Source organism: Leisingera sp. S232 (genome assembly GCF_049800895.1).
Taxonomy (GTDB): Bacteria; Pseudomonadota; Alphaproteobacteria; order Rhodobacterales; family Rhodobacteraceae; genus Leisingera.
This window is the reverse complement of the sequence record NZ_JBNAFX010000042.1, coordinates 15,163-29,739: the sequence shown is the minus strand read 5'-3', so window position 1 is coordinate 29,739 and position 14,577 is coordinate 15,163. Positions and strand designations below refer to the sequence as shown.

Here is a 14,577-nt window from a genome sequence, read left to right as displayed (position 1 = left end):
CGAGATACTGCGCGCTTCGCAACGCTTCGGCAGGGCGCTGTGGAAACGATGGAGTGGTTATCACATCCGAAGTCGCGTGGAGGCCAAAATGCTATGCCTCAAGGCATTCGGCGAACGCATCATGGCGAGGGACCCAGACAGACAAACCGCCGAAATCCACATCCGCATCGCTCTCATGAACCGATTCTCGGCCCTCGGCACCGCCGAGATCGTGTGTGATGGATGAATCCGCCGCGGAAAGGGGAAGCTCGTCCTCAAAACGAGTTGCGCAACAACGCCCATCCGCCGCTGCGAGAGCCTCCCGGAGCTCCTGCGGTTCGATCCCCTCATTGGAAAAACCGTCGCCAGAGACATCCACCACCCGGCGCTTGCACTCCGGCACTGCGGGAAACTGTGCGAGCGCCAGTTCCAGCGCCTCGCCAATTGCGGTGGAAAAGTTCCGCCAGGGGCGCGGCGCCGTTTCCACCTGCCGTGCCAACGCCTCCACATCCGCAAAACTCTGCACCTGTGTCCACGGCAGCGTCACTTCCTGTCGGGACCCGCCAGACCATTGCAACAGCAGCACCTGCGCCCTCGCCCTGACCAGCGCTTCTGAAACCACGCCATCTCTCAGCCCTGCCGCCAGCCCGTCCATCTGCAACCGGTACTCCTGAGCATCCACAGACCCAGAGACATCCACCGCCAGCACCAGCGCCAGATCGCAGGCCGCTGCCTTCAGCGGCCAGAGGGAGAGCACGGAGAAAACCAGAAGCTGCAAAACCCGCATGCTGCCAGTTTAGGCTGATTGCAGCTTTCAGGGCTATCACTTTTGCGCGGGGAGCTTCCCGGCACTCAACCCGCAAAATCTGCTGCGGCCTGAGTGCCGCAGCAGACAAGTTTCAGCGCCGCAACGGCAGACCGTCCCGATCGCCCATGGAGCCGATGATCAGGCGGACAAAATCAATGATTGTCCAGATCCCCAGTCCACCAAGCGTGATCAGCATAAGGATGCCAGTGACGATCTTGCCAAGATAAAAGCGGTGCGCGCCCAACGGCCCCAGAAAGAAGCACAGCAGCACAGCCGGAACGAACCCCTTTTCGCTTACCTCGCCGACAGCTGCGTGATCCATATTTGCCATATTTTTCAACCCTATTTCAGTTTAACCAATCGGCCCGATCCATCCCGGACCTTTTCTGCAATCAACAGATAAAAAACTATTATTGAGTGCGCGATATCAACGAGCAGCACCAAATAACCCAGCAAAGGCTGGTCACCTGCCAAAAGCACGACAAACAGAATGAACAACCCCAAGTCAATCATTCCATGCATGTAGTTTCGCAAGTAGAAATGGTGCACACCAATCACACCAAACAGACCGCATAGAATGACAGCTGTCCCATAACTGGCCGATGACTTTTCTTCGTCAATCATAATTTTTCCACCCTGAGTAGCGCGGGCAGATTTACCGCCGCCCCTCAGGATTGCAAGGCAAGAAATGATCCGGCTCGCATATCAGGTAAGGAGTGCAGGGGCAGCAGGCAACGGTTCCGGAATGACCGCTGCCCCCCCCGTTACTTCGGCATCAAGGCCCAATAGTCCAGATCCAGCAGCACATCCGGCAGATATTTGCCGTCTTCACCTTTCAGCTCAAACGGCGCACAGCCCTTGGTGGCCACCAGCCGCAACCGGATCGCGCCAACCCCAGGCGCGCTAGTGTCCGCCTTGTCCAGCACTTCCGACCAGGCCCGCACTGTCAGCCCGGACAGGCAGGGGTTGGCATGCGCGCCGCCATTGAGACCGACAATCATCTGCGCGTTCGCGAGGCCATTGAACGACAATGTCCGTGCCATCGAAATCACATGGCCACCATAGATCAGCCGGGTGCCATCGGGCCGCGCGGTATTGTCGAAATGCACTTTGGCGGTGTTCTGCCACAGGCGGGTTGCCATCATATGCTCGGCTTCTTCGATGGTGACGCCATCCACATGGTCGATGGTCTCGCCCACCGCATAGTCGCCCCAGCGGTGCGGCTCGCCGGCCAGGGTGAAATCGTAGTTGGAAAAATCCAGCCCCGCCGGGATCACCAGCTGATCCGCCGGGATCACCTTGTTCAGCTCCGGGATCACCGTCTTAGGCGCTGGGGTGTCCAGATCGCGTTTGCGCACCATCACCCAGCGCACGTATTCCATCACGCATTCATCGCGCTGGTTCAACCCGCGGGTGCGCACATAGACCACGCCCGACTTGCCGTTGGAATTCTGCTTGAGACCAATCACTTCGGATTCCGACCGCAGCGTGTCACCCGGATAGATCGGCAGCAGCCAGCGCCCTTCGGCATAGCCCAGGTTTGCCAATGCGTTCAGCGAGATGTCCGGCACTGTCTTGCCAAACACCACATGGAAGGCCGCCAGATCATCCAGCGGCGCCGACGGCAGACCAGAGGCCCGGGCAAATTCATCCGAAGAATAAAGCGCATGGCGCGCCGGATAGAGCGCATGATACAGCGCCCGCTCCGCCCCCGACACCGTGCGCGGCACCGCATGGCGGATCACCTCGCCAACGGTGTAATCTTCAAAAAAGCGGCCCGGATTGGTCTTGGCCATCAGTGTTCTCCCAGTTTGGTCTCAGGCGTGTAGATTCCGTCCACTTCCTTCACCACTGCCTGGCCGCAGCGCATCACACCACGTGCCGTATCAAAGGCGTAGACAGGCTCGCCCTGCAGCTCCCAGCCCTTGTTCAGCGCAGCCGTCACCTTGTGGCAAAAGGCAGAAGTATCGTCTTCGGACAAAAATCGGTACAGTTTCATGGTTTCCTATCCTGGTTCAGGGCCTACCCGCCAAACGGCGACGGGCCGACCATGCCGTGGACGTAGCCGATCCCCCCCATCAGGACAATCGAGGCGGCAAAGAACATCGCATCCTTGGCGATGGCGCCTTTCGGCCCCGGCTGCCACTCAGGTTCGGAACGGTTGATCACGATGACCTCAGCAACCGCCCAGGCCAGCAGCCCGCCGAACAGGATGATCGAAGCCAGGTCACCATTGACCAGCAGATGCGCCCCGGCCCAAAGCTTGAAGCCCGCCAGCATCGGATGGCGCATGCCGCTCAGCAGCGCCCCCTTTTTCGGAGCGGGGCTCATCATGTAGAGCGCCAGAAGCACCATCAGATTGTTGATATGCACCATAAAGGACGGCGGCGCCCAGACGTGGATGAATTCCATGCTGCGGTAACCCAGCACCATCAGCACCACCCCTAGAACCAACACCAGGGCAACCACGCCGCGCCCGCCATTGCCCATGGCGGCACGGCGTTCCGGTGCCAACCGTTTGAACAGATGGCCACCCCACCATAGCAAAAGCCCCAAAATCAAAAGCGCCATTTCAATCTCCCAATGCTGCTGACAAGATCAACAGCTAGGCGGAAAGCGCAGCGATTGCATCCGCTTTTGCCAGAATTTCACGCGCCGTCACGACGTGCAGGTTCTCAACGATCCGGCCATCAACCACTGCAACACCCCGCCCTGCGGCCCGAGCCTCTTCGAATGCGGCGATCTGGCGGCGAGCCGTGTCGATATCCTCCTCGGTCGGAGCAAAGACCGCATTCGCCGCTTCGACCTGCGCCGGGTGGATCAGCGTCTTGCCATCAAACCCCATATCGCGCCCCTGCGCGCATTCGACGGTCAGCCCCTCGACATCCTTGAAAGCATTATAGACGCCATCAATGATAATCAGCCCTTCGGCCTTGGCGGCCAGCAGGCACAGGCCCAGCCCGGCCATCATCGGCATCCGGTCGGGGCGGTAACGGGTCTGCAGCTCCTTGGCCAGGTCATTGGTGCCCATCACCATGCCCTGCAGCTTGGGGTGTGCAGCTATGGCGGTCGCATTCAGCATGCCCCGCGGCGTCTCCATCATCGCCCAAAGAGGCATTTTCTCGGTGACCGCCGCCAGTGCATCCAGATCCGTCGGCGCATTCACCTTGGGCAGCAGAATCGCATCGCAATCCATCCGGGCAACTGCTGCTGCATCACCCCGCCCCCAGGGCGTGTCCAGCCCGTTGATCCGCACGATTTTCATCCGCGCGCCATAGCCGCCCGCCGCCAGTGCCTTGGCCAAGGTCCCGCGGGCATTGACTTTTTCATCAGGTGAAACAGCATCTTCCAGGTCAAAGATCACCGCGTCCACAGGCAAGGTTTTGGCCTTCTCCAGCGCGCGCGCATTGGAGCCGGGAATATACAAAACCGAGCGGTAAGGGCGCGTGCGCGGATCCATGAAGCCTTCTCCAAAAGTTATTTTGTTGCGCAAATCGGTATAGATTCGATTGTATACTTTCAAGTACAATTTCGCCGCAGCGCAGCGCAACCTTGCGCGCAATTGCAGCAAGCAATTGACAAACAATGTGAATTTTCAGCGCACGCACGGTTAACCACTTATCAGCACCTGAGCGGCACACTATGGGATACTAGGGCACAGGACCCCGCAGCCTCCACAGGCCGCACCTGATGCCAGCAGGCATGGGGCCTGCATTTCGAATTGCGTCACACGCCGGCCCGAACAGGGACTCCGGGGGCTGCCACCAGGCACCCTGCTCTGTCCGGCCGTTCCGGAAAGGGTAAAACGAGATGAAATACTCAATCTATGCACTGCCGCTGGCGCTGGCCGCGGTCACCATGGCGGCAGCGCCCGCCGCCGCTCAAAGCCGCAACTGTGCCCCGCGTGAGGCTGTGGTCAAGCGGCTGGCGGAAAAATACGGCGAAAGCCGCCAAAGCATCGGCATGGGCCAGCAGGGCATGGTGATGGAAACCTTCGCCTCGGACGAAACCGGCAGCTGGACCATAACAGTCACCACCCCTAACGGCATGACCTGCCTGGTGGCTTCCGGCCAATCCTATGAAGTGCTTGCCGAGGCTCCGCCGAACACCGACAGCGACGCCTGAGCAGTTATTCAGGCAGATTTCCAGGCTGCGGCTGGCGGGCCGGACTGCGGCGCAAGGTCATGGCGTGTTTATCATCGCTCGAGTAGCCCAGCCGCTCATAAAAACCCCGCACTCCGGCCGCCTTACCGGTCAGCAGCATGATCTTGTAGGCGTCCATCTCCCAGGCCCGGTCTCTGGCAAAGTTCATCACGGCCCGGCCGAACCCACAGCCCTGGAAGGCTCGGAGTGTAACGACATTTTCGATCAGCGCATACGGCCGCCCGCCATGCGTGAGATTGGGCATAACATGCAATGTTGCAGCTGACACGGCCCGCCCGTTGGCCTCGGCCACAGCGATGGATGTCCCGGGCATGGCAAGAATTCGGTTGAACTCCACGGCGCCTTTCGGGCCGGACAAAACCGGGATATCCCCCATCAGCTCCCGGTACAGGCAAAGAAGACCGCCATAGTCCTTCTCATTTGCCAACCGCAGGCGGCATCCTGTCTCAGTGTTCATGCCAGCCCGTCCCAAATCAGCTTGAAGCCCGTGACCGTCAACAGAACATAAGCAAGCGCAAAGAACCAGCGCTCCGGGACCGAGTGGTGCAGCCTCACCCCCAGCCAGGCACCCAACAGGGCAAAGGGCGCCAGCATCAGATCCAGCATCAAGGTCTCGCGTGTGAACAGCCCCAGCCCGGCATAAGGCACCGCCTTAGCTATGTTGATAACCCAGAAGATCAGCACCGTGCTGGCCTGATACTCGGTTTTTCGCAACTTGAGGCTGAGAAGATAGACCGCCGCAGGCGGACCGCCTGCATGGCTGACAAAGCTGGTGAACCCGACTGCCAGCCCGGCCATTGCCCCTGCGCCTGTGGACAGCGTCGCGCCGGCCGCTTGCGTCACCCCCAGCCGTGTCCTCAGCTGCCACAGCACAAATCCAATTGAAACGGCCCCGATCAGCACCCGCATCGCGTCGCCATCCACAACAGTGTAGAGCCAAGCACCCAAGACAACACCCGGCAGCCCGCCACCGATCAGCAGCAAGGACGCCCGCAGGTTCCAGCGCCTCCAATACGGCTTCAACGTCGCCGCATCGATCAGCATCAGCAAGGGCAGCATCAGCGCCAGGGCAGCACCGGGCTCCATCACCAAAGCCAGAATCGAGGCCGAGGCAAAGGCTGCGCCGGACCCGAAACCGCCCTTGGAGACGCCCGCGAAAACGACCGCAGGGATCGCAAAAACGAAAAACATAGCGTCAAATGCAGCCATTACGCGTCCCCAAAAGCCCTAAAATCCAGGCGCTTTAGCGTTATCATTTCAGCATGCATCAGTATACCAAATCCTTTGCCGCAGTGCAGAACCCTTGCACGGGGGGCCGGAACGCCGTAGGCATCAGGAAATTTCAACCGGACCGGAGACATTTTCCAATGGCACGACCCAAAATCGCCCTCATCGGCGCAGGTCAGATCGGCGGCACCCTCGCACATCTCGCAGCTCTCAAGGAACTGGGCGACGTTGTTCTTTTCGACATCGCCGAAGGCATCCCCGAAGGCAAGGCGCTGGACATCGCAGAATCCGGTCCTTCCGAAGGCTTTGACGCCTCCCTCAAGGGCACCCAGTCTTATGCAGACATCGCAGGCGCCGACGTCTGCATCGTGACTGCCGGCGTGCCGCGCAAGCCAGGCATGAGCCGCGACGACCTGCTGGGAATCAACCTCAAGGTGATGAAGTCCGTCGGCGAAGGCATCCGCGACCACGCGCCGGACGCCTTTGTGATCTGCATCACCAACCCGCTGGACGCAATGGTCTGGGCGCTGCGCGAATTCTCCGGCCTCCCCCACAACAAGGTCTGCGGCATGGCCGGCGTTCTGGACTCCGCCCGCTTCCGCCACTTCCTGGCTGAGGAATTCGGCGTCTCCATGAAAGACGTCACCGCATTTGTGCTGGGCGGCCACGGCGACACCATGGTGCCGTCGGTGCGCTACTCCACTGTTGCCGGCATCCCGCTGCCCGATCTGATCAAGATGGGCTGGACCACCCAGGAGCGCCTCGACGCCATTCTGCAGCGCACCCGTGACGGCGGCGCCGAAATCGTGGGCCTCCTGAAAACCGGCTCTGCCTTCTATGCGCCGGCCACTTCTGCCATCGAAATGGCTGAGGCCTTTTTGAAAGACCAAAAGCGCGTACTGCCCTGCGCCGCCTATTGCGACGGCGAGCTCGGCGTCAAGGACATGTATGTGGGCGTGCCCACCGTGATCGGCGCCGGCGGCATTGAAAAGGTGGTGAACATCCAGCTGAACGAGGAAGAACAGACCATGTTCGACAACTCGGTCAACGCAGTAAAGGGCCTGGTTGAAGCTTGCAAAGGCATCGATGGTTCTCTGGCCTAAGCCTCAGAGCCGCTTGAAAACCGGAAAGGGCCTGCCGTTTGGCAGGCCCTTTTCCTTTGCCTGCCCCAGCAAATATGACGCTTCCGCCCCACAAAGCGGCGCAAGCAGGCAGCGAGATAAGACGAATCAATGCCGTTAAGCCTTCGATAATATGTGATCACACGCCGGAAAAGCGTGATCACAAAATGTGAAAATCTTCATCATTTCTCGTCCCGCTGTCAAAAAAGCCTTTAACACTTGGCTTTAAGACGGCCTATTGAAGAACAACAATTGCAGCCAGACGGGACAGTTTCAGATGAACATCCACGAATATCAGGCAAAAGCCCTCCTTCGCAGCTACGGTGCCCCGGTGTCAGACGGCAAGGTGGTGCTGAAAGCCGAGGACGCTAAAACCGCCGCAGGCGAACTCGACGGGCCACTTTGGGTCGTCAAGGCTCAGATCCATGCAGGCGGCCGCGGCAAAGGTTCCTTCAAGGAGGCCGACGCTGGCGAAAAGGGCGGCGTACGCCTGACCAAATCGGTGGAAGAAGCGGCCGAGGAAGCCAAGAAGATGCTGGGCCGCACCCTGGTCACCCATCAGACCGGCCCGGCCGGCAAACAGGTCAACCGCATCTACATCGAAGCCGGCTCCGGCATCCAGACCGAGCTCTACCTGGCTCTGCTGGTGGACCGCCAGACGTCGCGTATCTCCTTTGTCTGCTCGACCGAGGGCGGCATGGACATTGAGGAAGTGGCCGCTGCCACCCCGGAAAAAATCCTGTCTTTCTCTGTTGATCCGGCCACCGGCTATCAGGCCTATCACGGCCGCCGCATCGCCTTTTCGCTGGGGCTGGAAGGCGCCCAGATCAAGCAATGTGTCAAGCTGATGGGCCAGCTCTACCAGGCATTTGTCGACAAAGACATGGAGATGCTGGAGATCAACCCGCTGATTGTGGGCGACGACGGCAGCCTCAAGGTTCTGGACGCCAAGGTCGGCTTTGACGGCAACGCGGTCTACCGCCACGCTGACGTGGCTGAGCTGCGCGACACCACCGAGGAAGACCCGAAAGAGCTGGAAGCCTCCAAATACGATCTGAACTACATCGCGCTCGACGGTGAAATCGGCTGCATGGTGAACGGTGCAGGGCTTGCGATGGCCACCATGGACATCATCAAGCTCTATGGCGCCGAGCCTGCCAACTTCCTCGACGTCGGCGGCGGCGCCACCAAAGAGAAGGTCACTGAGGCCTTCAAGATCATCACCTCTGACCCGAACGTCAAAGGCATCCTGGTGAACATCTTCGGCGGCATCATGCGCTGCGACGTGATCGCCGAGGGCGTGGTTGCCGCAGTAAAGGAAGTCGGCCTGAAGGTTCCGCTGGTGGTTCGCCTTGAAGGCACCAACGTCGAAAAAGGCAAGGAGATTATCAACACCTCCGGCCTCGACGTGATCGCCGCGGACGACCTGAAAGACGGCGCCGAGAAGATCGTGAAGGCGGTGAAGGGCTGAGCGAACCCATGAAAAAGGTTATTGCAACCGGCACTCTTGCGGTTTTGTTAGCGGCCTGCAACGTGTCGACTGATCAGGTATCGAAAGCGCCGCAGCCTTTAACACCGGCTCAAGAGGCAGCGGCCTATCGATCTGAGATGCCTAAGGTCATTGAAGCTTGTGTCGCTCTCGGCAAGGGCGACCCGGCAAAGTTCAATGATTTGAAAGCGGCTGGGTTCAAGGGCCTTGGCAACTTCAGGCACTGGGAAATCGGCTCGCCGGCTTCAGGTTTGCTGCTGCTGAGCAATGGGGGATCCTATTGCAAAGTTGGCAACTTTGAAGGGCCTCATGCAGCGCCAGTATCTCTGCCTGATGTTTTGTTTTCAAGCCTGTCAAAGCTCGGCTTCAAAAAGCAAACACGGAAAGACCGCAAAGGCCGCGCCGAGGATTTTTTTGTAAGAGGCAACGATGTGCTGTGGGTTGACCAAAAGGTAACGCACCGCACAGAACATGGCTTGACTTCAAAAACAATAACTCTGCGAAGCGTGGACGATTCCCAGCCGTTGTAGGGGATTGGGGGAGGTCGAAACCGACTTTCCTCGCAAACTAAAACTTGCAGGAGCCAACTCAATGGCAGCCCACACTGGCGAAAACAAACAGCGCTCTTGTCAGCGCCTCCCCGAAATACCGGGTGAATTCGCCTTGAGACAGGACAGCAACCAGTGAAAGCCTCCGTCTATCTCATAGGTTTGCGGCAGGCCACGGGCCGGGCGGAGCTGATGCAGCACGAGCTGGATCAGTGCGGGCTTTCAGCTGTGCGCATCGATGCGGTGGACAGTACTAAGGTCAGCCGCGAGGAGATGCTGCAGCAGTGCCGCTCCGAGGGGCATTGGGGCTATTTCCAGACCAAGGACATGGCCTGCACCCTCAGCCACGCCAAAGCCTGGGAGGCGTTTCTGGGGTCGGACGCTGATGTGGCGCTGATCCTGGAGGATGACGTCTTTCTGTCGCCCGACACCGGTGCCTGGCTGCAGGATCTTTCCTGGTGGCCTGCGGATGCCGGCATCGTCAAGTTTGAACGCTGGCGGGCTAACAGGCTGCAGGTGGCGCTTGGCAAGGATGGCTTCACCCATCTGGGCCGCGAGGTGCGCCAGATGCTGTCGCGTCACGCAGGCGGTGCGGCTTATGTAATCTCACGCAAGGCTGCACAGCACCTGCTGGACAGCCGCCCGTTCTGCATCACGCTGGACAACCTGCTGTTCAACTTTGATGCCTCGCTGCCTGCGCGCGGCATCAAGGTCTATCAGGTCCAGCCCGCATTGGCCGAACAGGGCAATGAAGCACCTGGCGAAGCGGGCGTCGGCCCGCCGCGTCACCGGCCCAGCGGCTGGCCGCTGATCCGCCAGAAACTCCGGCGCGGAGTATACGAACTCCGCGGCGGCCTCCGAATACTTCCCCATGTGGTCTTGGGGCGGGCCACCCTCGAAAAAATCCGCTTCGACGGCCAAGCACTGGCCACCCCACAGAACCAACAGACACACACCGCTTGAAGGAACCAAAACATGGCAGTCCTCATCGACGAAAACACCAAAGTCATCTGTCAGGGCTTCACCGGCTCGCAGGGCACTTTCCACTCCGAACAGGCCATCGCCTACGGCACCCAGATGGTCGGCGGCGTCACCCCGGGCAAAGGCGGCCAGACCCACCTGAACCTGCCGGTCTTCAACTCCGTGCATGAAGCCAAGCACGTCACTGAGGCCAACGCCTCCGTGATCTACGTGCCGCCGCCCTTTGCCGCGGATTCCATCCTCGAAGCGATCGACGCCGAAATGGAAGTGATCGTGGCCATCACCGAGGGCATCCCGGTGCTCGACATGATGAAGGTGAAGCGCGCGCTGGAAAACTCCTCCTCGATCCTGATCGGCCCCAACTGCCCCGGCGTGATCACTCCGGACGCCTGCAAGATCGGCATCATGCCCGGCCACATCCACAAGCGCGGCAACGTTGGCGTGGTTTCCCGCTCCGGCACCCTGACCTATGAGGCGGTGAAGCAGACCACCGACGTGGGCCTGGGCCAGTCAACCTGCGTCGGCATCGGCGGCGACCCGATCAAGGGTACCGAGCATATCGACGTCCTGGAATGGTTCCTGGCCGACGACGAGACCGAAAGCATCATCATGATCGGCGAAATCGGCGGCTCCGCCGAAGAAGAAGCCGCCCAGTTCCTGGCCGATGAAGCCAAGAAAGGCCGCTCCAAGCCGGTTGCAGGTTTCATTGCGGGGCGCACCGCTCCTCCGGGCCGCCGCATGGGCCACGCGGGCGCAATTGTCGCCGGCGGCAAAGGCGGTGCTGACGACAAGATCGAAGCGATGAAATCCGCAGGCATCGTGGTTGCCGAAAGCCCGGCCGGCCTGGGTGAAGCGGTTCTGAAAGCGATCGGCAAGTAAGTATGACGACCGAACAAGCAGTCAAAGCTTGTTATGCCAGGTGGCGCGACCTCAAGGGTCGCGCCCAACGAAGTGAGTTTTGGCAGTTCTACCTGTTTTGTGCTTGCATACTGGCCTGCGCAAAACTGGCAGACGAATGGCTTGTTGGAACTGCAGGATTTTCCTTCTCGTTACTGTACATTGCAGTTTTCCTTGCGACCCTGCCCCCAACATTAAGCTGCTCCGTGAGGCGCTATCACGACATAGGAATGAGCGGATGGCTATTGATTGTTTGGCCTGCCGTCATACTGGCACCGGCATTCAGCTTTTCTGAAGATACCGCATTTATCGTTCTCTGCATTTTCGTCTTCGTCTTTCTGATGACCTTCGCGCTTCCTTCTCAACCCGGTTCCAATAAATACGGTCCCAACCCGCACGAGGCACCCCAATGACCGACCAATCGCCCAACGACCTCTTCCACGCCTCCTCCTTCATGCAGGGGCACAATGCGGAGTATCTGGAGCAGCTTTATGCCCGTTACGCCAATGACCCCAATGCGGTGGATGCCGCCTGGGCTGAGTTCTTCCGCCAGATGGGCGACGCCGAACTGGACGTGAAAGCCGAGGCCGCGGGCCCCTCCTGGGCGCGTTCTGACTGGCCGCCGGCCCCCAATGATGATCTGACCGGCGCGCTGACCGGCGAATGGCCGGCCCCGGCTGAGGCCAAGGGCGCGGGCAAGAAGATCAAGGATCAGGCCGCCGCCAAGGGCGTCGAGGTCACCGATGACCAGATCCAGCGCGCAGTTCTGGATTCAATCCGGGCGCTGATGCTGATCCGCGCCTACCGCATCCGGGGCCATCTGGCCGCTGACCTTGATCCGCTGGGCATGCGCGCGGCCACCCCGCATCCTGAGCTGGACCCCAAGACCTACGGTTTCACCGAAGGCGACATGGACCGGCCGATCTTCATCGACAACGTGCTGGGGCTGCAGGTGGCCTCCATGCGGCAGATCGTCGGGATCGTAAAACGCACCTATTGCGGTACCTTTGCGCTGCAGTACATGCATATCTCCGACCCCGAGCAGGCCAGCTGGCTGAAGGAGCGGATTGAGGGGTATGACAAGGAAATTCGTTTCACCCGCGAGGGCCGCAAGGCGATCCTGAACAAAATGGTCGAGGCCGAGGGGTTCGAGAAATTTCTGCACGTCAAATATACCGGCACCAAACGGTTCGGCCTTGATGGCGGCGAGAGCCTCATTCCGGCGATGGAGCAGATCATCAAGCGCGGCGGCGCGCTGGGGGTGCAGGACATCGTGATCGGCATGCCCCACCGCGGCCGCCTGAACATCCTCGCCAATGTGATGCAGAAACCCTACCGGGCGATCTTCAACGAGTTCCAGGGCGGCAGCTTCAAGCCCGAGGACGTGGATGGTTCGGGCGACGTGAAATACCACCTCGGCGCCTCCTCGGACCGATCATTTGACGACAACAACGTCCACCTTTCGCTGACCGCCAACCCATCGCATCTCGAGGCGGTGAACCCGGTGGTCATCGGCAAGGTGCGCGCCAAACAGGACCAGCTGGGGGATGCAGACCGCACCAAGGTACTGCCGATCCTGCTGCACGGCGACGCCGCCTTTGCCGGTCAGGGTGTGGTGGCAGAATGCTTTGCCCTGTCGGGCCTGCGGGGCCACAAGGCCGGCGGCACCATGCATATCGTGGTGAACAACCAGATCGGCTTTACCACCGCACCGCATTTCTCGCGCTCCTCCCCCTATCCCACCGACAACGCGCTGGTGGTGGAGGCGCCGATCTTCCATGTGAACGGCGACGACCCCGAGGCGGTTGTGCACGCGGCCCGTGTGGCCACCGAGTTCCGCCAGAAATTCCACAAGGACGTGGTGCTGGATATCTTCTGCTACCGCCGGTTTGGTCACAACGAAGGCGACGAGCCGATGTTCACCAATCCGATCATGTACAAGAAGATCAAGGGCCATAAAACCACGCTCAGCCTTTATACCGACCGGCTGGTGCGCGACGGGCTGATCCCCGAAGGCGAGATCGAGGACATGAAGGCCGCCTTCCAGGCGCGTCTGAACGAAGAGTTTGAGGCCGGCAAAGACTATAAGCCCAACAAGGCCGACTGGCTGGACGGGCGCTGGTCGCATCTCGACAAAAAAGACGCCGACTATCAGCGCGGCCGCACTGCAATCAAGCCAGAGACACTGGCGGAAATCGGCACAGCCCTCAGCCGCGTGCCCGAAGGTTTCCCGATCCACCGCACTGTCGGCCGGGTTCTGGACGCCCGTGGCAAGATGTTCGAAAGCGGTGAAGGCTTTGACTGGGCCACCGGCGAAGCGCTGGCCTTTGGCTCGCTGATGACCGAAGGCTACCCGGTGCGCCTGGCAGGGCAGGACGCCACCCGCGGCACCTTCTCGCAGCGCCATTCCGGCATCATCAATCAGGAAACCGAAGAGCGCTACTATCCGCTGAACAACATCCGCGCGGGCCAGTCACAATATGAGGTGATCGACTCGGCCCTGTCTGAATACGCAGTTCTCGGCTTTGAATACGGCTATTCGCTGGCGGAACCAAACGCGCTGACCCTGTGGGAGGCCCAGTTCGGTGACTTCGCCAACGGCGCCCAGATCATGTTCGACCAGTTCATCTCCTCGGGCGAAAGCAAATGGCTGCGGATGTCAGGCCTTGTCTGCCTGTTGCCGCACGGCTTTGAGGGCCAGGGGCCGGAGCACTCTTCTGCCCGTCTGGAACGCTTCCTGCAGATGTGCGGCCAGGACAACTGGATCGTCGCCAACTGCACCACGCCTGCGAACTACTTCCATATCCTGCGCCGACAGCTGCACCGCACCTTCCGCAAGCCGCTGATCATGATGACCCCGAAGTCGCTGCTGCGCCACAAGCTGGCGGTCTCGCGGGCCGAGGAATTCACCACCGGCTCCAGCTTCCACCGGGTCCTGTGGGATGATGCGCAGCATGGCAACTCCGACACCAATCTGGTGGCGGATGACAAAATCAAACGCGTCGTCATGTGCTCGGGCAAGGTCTACTTTGACCTCTTGGAAGAACGCGACGCCCGCGGCATCGACGATATCTACCTGATGCGGATCGAACAATTCTATCCGTTCCCGGCCATCTCGCTGGTGAAGGAGCTGGAGCGCTTCAAGGACGCGGAAATGGTCTGGTGCCAGGAAGAGCCCAAGAACCAGGGCGCCTGGAGCTTCATCGAACCCAACATCGAATGGGTGCTGAGCCGTATCAAGGCCAAGCACACGCGGCCCGTCTACGCAGGCCGTGCCACATCGGCCTCGCCCGCAACCGGCCTGGCCAGTCAGCACAAAGCGCAACAAGCAGCCCTCGTGAACGAAGCGCTGAGCATCTGAGG

16 protein-coding genes and 2 pseudogenes are annotated in these 14,577 nt (G+C 60.2%); 9 read left to right on the top strand and 9 right to left on the bottom strand.

Features of this window, described 5'->3' with window-relative positions:
- Positions 1-226 (top strand): annotated as a pseudogene (locus tag ACP151_RS18900) (IS5/IS1182 family transposase); the annotation flags it as partial.
- Between the two features lie 15 nt (positions 227-241).
- Here ACP151_RS18900 and ACP151_RS18895 read toward each other — a convergent pair.
- From ACP151_RS18895 to ACP151_RS18865, 7 genes and pseudogenes are all read right to left on the bottom strand, one after another.
- Positions 242-766 (bottom strand): annotated as a pseudogene (locus tag ACP151_RS18895) (DUF1194 domain-containing protein); the annotation flags it as partial.
- 112 nt (positions 767-878) lie between these two features.
- Complete coding sequence (locus tag ACP151_RS18890) at positions 879-1,109, bottom strand: TM2 domain-containing protein (protein WP_424980445.1); 231 nt, start codon at positions 1,107-1,109, stop codon at positions 879-881.
- Between the two features lie 20 nt (positions 1,110-1,129).
- Positions 1,130-1,411 carry an NINE protein gene (locus tag ACP151_RS18885; protein ID WP_424980444.1) on the bottom strand — a complete coding sequence of 94 codons (282 nt, stop codon included), beginning with the start codon at positions 1,409-1,411 and terminating at the stop codon, positions 1,130-1,132.
- Positions 1,412-1,551: 140 nt separating this feature from the next.
- Positions 1,552-2,583 carry a MaoC family dehydratase gene (locus tag ACP151_RS18880; protein WP_424980443.1) on the bottom strand — a complete coding sequence of 344 codons (1,032 nt, stop codon included), beginning with the start codon at positions 2,581-2,583 and terminating at the stop codon, positions 1,552-1,554.
- Positions 2,583-2,786: a DUF1737 domain-containing protein gene (locus tag ACP151_RS18875; RefSeq protein ID WP_424980442.1), complete on the bottom strand. Its 204-nt coding sequence runs from the start codon at positions 2,784-2,786 to the stop codon at positions 2,583-2,585. The genes ACP151_RS18880 and ACP151_RS18875 overlap by 1 nt, the downstream gene beginning before the upstream one ends.
- A gap of 23 nt (positions 2,787-2,809) precedes the next feature.
- Positions 2,810-3,358: an NnrU family protein gene (locus tag ACP151_RS18870; RefSeq protein ID WP_424980441.1), complete on the bottom strand. Its 549-nt coding sequence runs from the start codon at positions 3,356-3,358 to the stop codon at positions 2,810-2,812.
- A 34-nt stretch (positions 3,359-3,392) separates the two neighbouring features.
- Positions 3,393-4,247 (bottom strand): HpcH/HpaI aldolase/citrate lyase family protein, encoded by an 855-nt coding sequence (locus ACP151_RS18865; RefSeq protein ID WP_424980440.1) that lies wholly within the window; start codon positions 4,245-4,247, stop codon positions 3,393-3,395.
- A 350-nt stretch (positions 4,248-4,597) separates the two neighbouring features.
- Between ACP151_RS18865 and ACP151_RS18860 the strand changes: the two genes are divergently transcribed.
- Positions 4,598-4,912 carry a hypothetical protein gene (locus ACP151_RS18860; protein ID WP_424980439.1) on the top strand — a complete coding sequence of 105 codons (315 nt, stop codon included), beginning with the start codon at positions 4,598-4,600 and terminating at the stop codon, positions 4,910-4,912.
- Positions 4,913-4,916: 4 nt separating this feature from the next.
- Here the strand turns inward: ACP151_RS18860 and ACP151_RS18855 are convergent, their stop codons facing one another.
- Both ACP151_RS18855 and ACP151_RS18850 read right to left on the bottom strand, forming a co-directional pair.
- Positions 4,917-5,408, bottom strand: coding sequence for a GNAT family N-acetyltransferase (locus tag ACP151_RS18855; protein ID WP_424980438.1), 492 nt, complete (start codon positions 5,406-5,408; stop codon positions 4,917-4,919).
- Positions 5,405-6,160 carry a sulfite exporter TauE/SafE family protein gene (locus ACP151_RS18850; RefSeq protein WP_424980437.1) on the bottom strand — a complete coding sequence of 252 codons (756 nt, stop codon included), beginning with the start codon at positions 6,158-6,160 and terminating at the stop codon, positions 5,405-5,407. Before ACP151_RS18850 ends, ACP151_RS18855 begins: the two co-directional genes overlap by 4 nt.
- Positions 6,161-6,318: 158 nt before the next feature.
- Between ACP151_RS18850 and mdh the strand changes: the two genes are divergently transcribed.
- From mdh to ACP151_RS18815, 7 genes are all read left to right on the top strand, one after another.
- Complete coding sequence (gene mdh / locus ACP151_RS18845; RefSeq protein ID WP_424980436.1) at positions 6,319-7,281, top strand: malate dehydrogenase; 963 nt, start codon at positions 6,319-6,321, stop codon at positions 7,279-7,281.
- 295 nt (positions 7,282-7,576) lie between these two features.
- Positions 7,577-8,770: an ADP-forming succinate--CoA ligase subunit beta gene (gene sucC, locus ACP151_RS18840; RefSeq protein WP_424980435.1), complete on the top strand. Its 1,194-nt coding sequence runs from the start codon at positions 7,577-7,579 to the stop codon at positions 8,768-8,770.
- An 8-nt stretch (positions 8,771-8,778) separates the two neighbouring features.
- The gene (locus ACP151_RS18835) at positions 8,779-9,318 is read left to right on the top strand and encodes a hypothetical protein (RefSeq protein ID WP_424980434.1); all 540 of its coding nucleotides are present in this window, start codon (positions 8,779-8,781) and stop codon (positions 9,316-9,318) included.
- A 153-nt stretch (positions 9,319-9,471) separates the two neighbouring features.
- Positions 9,472-10,299, top strand: a complete 828-nt coding sequence (locus tag ACP151_RS18830; protein ID WP_424980433.1) for a glycosyltransferase family 25 protein — start codon at positions 9,472-9,474, stop codon at positions 10,297-10,299.
- A gap of 12 nt (positions 10,300-10,311) precedes the next feature.
- Positions 10,312-11,196 carry a succinate--CoA ligase subunit alpha gene (sucD, locus tag ACP151_RS18825; protein WP_424980432.1) on the top strand — a complete coding sequence of 295 codons (885 nt, stop codon included), beginning with the start codon at positions 10,312-10,314 and terminating at the stop codon, positions 11,194-11,196.
- Between the two features lie 2 nt (positions 11,197-11,198).
- Complete coding sequence (locus tag ACP151_RS18820) at positions 11,199-11,627, top strand: DUF805 domain-containing protein (RefSeq protein WP_424980431.1); 429 nt, start codon at positions 11,199-11,201, stop codon at positions 11,625-11,627.
- Positions 11,624-14,575 carry a 2-oxoglutarate dehydrogenase E1 component gene (locus tag ACP151_RS18815; protein ID WP_424980430.1) on the top strand — a complete coding sequence of 984 codons (2,952 nt, stop codon included), beginning with the start codon at positions 11,624-11,626 and terminating at the stop codon, positions 14,573-14,575. The genes ACP151_RS18820 and ACP151_RS18815 overlap by 4 nt, the downstream gene beginning before the upstream one ends.
- The last annotated feature ends 2 nt before the right edge of the window (positions 14,576-14,577 follow it).

Coding starts and splice junctions, on each gene's coding strand:
- ACP151_RS18890 (WP_424980445.1), bottom strand. CDS start 1,109: ATGGATCACGCAGCTGTCGGCGAGGTAAGCGAAAAGGGGTTCGTTCCG.
- ACP151_RS18885 (WP_424980444.1), bottom strand. CDS start 1,411: ATGATTGACGAAGAAAAGTCATCGGCCAGTTATGGGACAGCTGTCATT.
- ACP151_RS18880 (WP_424980443.1), bottom strand. CDS start 2,583: ATGGCCAAGACCAATCCGGGCCGCTTTTTTGAAGATTACACCGTTGGC.
- ACP151_RS18875 (WP_424980442.1), bottom strand. CDS start 2,786: ATGAAACTGTACCGATTTTTGTCCGAAGACGATACTTCTGCCTTTTGC.
- ACP151_RS18870 (WP_424980441.1), bottom strand. CDS start 3,358: ATGGCGCTTTTGATTTTGGGGCTTTTGCTATGGTGGGGTGGCCATCTG.
- ACP151_RS18865 (WP_424980440.1), bottom strand. CDS start 4,247: ATGGATCCGCGCACGCGCCCTTACCGCTCGGTTTTGTATATTCCCGGC.
- ACP151_RS18860 (WP_424980439.1), top strand. CDS start 4,598: ATGAAATACTCAATCTATGCACTGCCGCTGGCGCTGGCCGCGGTCACC.
- ACP151_RS18855 (WP_424980438.1), bottom strand. CDS start 5,408: ATGAACACTGAGACAGGATGCCGCCTGCGGTTGGCAAATGAGAAGGAC.
- ACP151_RS18850 (WP_424980437.1), bottom strand. CDS start 6,160: ATGGCTGCATTTGACGCTATGTTTTTCGTTTTTGCGATCCCTGCGGTC.
- mdh (WP_424980436.1), top strand. CDS start 6,319: ATGGCACGACCCAAAATCGCCCTCATCGGCGCAGGTCAGATCGGCGGC.
- sucC (WP_424980435.1), top strand. CDS start 7,577: ATGAACATCCACGAATATCAGGCAAAAGCCCTCCTTCGCAGCTACGGT.
- ACP151_RS18835 (WP_424980434.1), top strand. CDS start 8,779: ATGAAAAAGGTTATTGCAACCGGCACTCTTGCGGTTTTGTTAGCGGCC.
- sucD (WP_424980432.1), top strand. CDS start 10,312: ATGGCAGTCCTCATCGACGAAAACACCAAAGTCATCTGTCAGGGCTTC.
- ACP151_RS18820 (WP_424980431.1), top strand. CDS start 11,199: ATGACGACCGAACAAGCAGTCAAAGCTTGTTATGCCAGGTGGCGCGAC.
- ACP151_RS18815 (WP_424980430.1), top strand. CDS start 11,624: ATGACCGACCAATCGCCCAACGACCTCTTCCACGCCTCCTCCTTCATG.